Raw genomic sequence first — 1,183 nt, forward strand, 5'->3', positions numbered from 1 at the left:
GAGCGTGTCTGAAAGATCGTGTAAGTCCGTGATGTGGAAGCCTGGCCCGGGGCTCGGCCTCGGGCCTGTGGGCCAGGCGGATCGGACGAGTCATGGCAGACAAAGACGAAGCGGCCGCGTCCGTGGCCGGCGACAATATGGTCGACGAGGTGGTCGAGCGACTGCTCGACAAGGCTGATGCCTCGGGAGCGGCCCTGCTCGGTGAGGGCGGGCTCCTGACGGAGATCACCAAGGCCGTTCTGGAGCGGGCCCTGGAAGCCGAGATGAGCGAACACCTCGGCTACGAGCGTGGAGATTCCGCAGGTCACGGGTCGGGCAACTCCCGCAATGGGACCCCGCCCAAGACGGTCCTCACCGATGCGGGCGCGGTCACTCTGGCGGTGCCGCGGGATCGCAACGGCGACTTCGAACCGCGTCTGGTTCCGAAGAACGCCCGTCGGCTCGCGGGGTTCAACGACCGGATCCTCTCGCTCTACGCGCGCGGGATGAGCGTGCGTGACATTCGCTCCCATCTGGCGCAGATCTACGGGGTTGAGGTCAGTCCCGACCTGATCAGCAAGGTCACTGACGCTGTGATCGACGAGCTCGTGACCTGGCAGAACAGGCCTCTCGACCCGGTCTGGCCGATCATCTACATCGACGCGTTGTGGGTGAAGATCCGCTCTGGTTCGGTGGCATCGAAGCCGGTCTATCTGGCGGTGGGTGTCGACATGGACGGCCGCAAGGACGTCCTCGGCCTGTGGGTCGGAGCCGAGGGTGAGGGCGCCACTACGTGGATGGCGGTCCTGTCGGAGCTGCGGAACCGGGGCATCGAGGACGTCTGCATCGTGGTCTGCGACGGCCTGAAGGGCCTGCCCGACGCGGTCACCGCGACCTGGCCCAAGGCCACCGTCCAGACCTGCGTGATCCACCTGACCAGGGCCTCGCTCAGGCTCTCGTCGTCACGGGACCACCCGAAGCTGGTGCCGGCCCTCGAGGCCATCTACACGGCCCCCACAGAGCAGGCCGCCGAACAGGCCCTCGACCTGTTCGCAGCCTCTGACCTGGGCGAACGCTACCCCGCGATCGTCCGGACCTGGCGGTCGGCCTGGCCTGAGTTCACGCCCTACCTGGCGTTCCCGCCGGCCATAAGGACGGTGGTCTACTCGACGAACATGGTCGAATCGATCAACTCGCGGCTCCG

Annotated in this window: 1 protein-coding gene; it reads left to right on the top strand. The window is 66.8% G+C overall.

Annotated features, from left to right (window positions below):
- Positions 1-92 precede the first annotated feature (92 nt).
- Positions 93-1,183 (top strand): IS256 family transposase (locus ACFWW8_RS38640; protein ID WP_386537626.1); only part of this gene is annotated, 1,091 nt, incomplete at its 3' end.

The sequence above is a fragment of the Streptomyces sp. NPDC058701 genome (genome assembly GCF_042715295.1).
GTDB lineage: Bacteria > Actinomycetota > Actinomycetes > Streptomycetales > Streptomycetaceae > Streptomyces.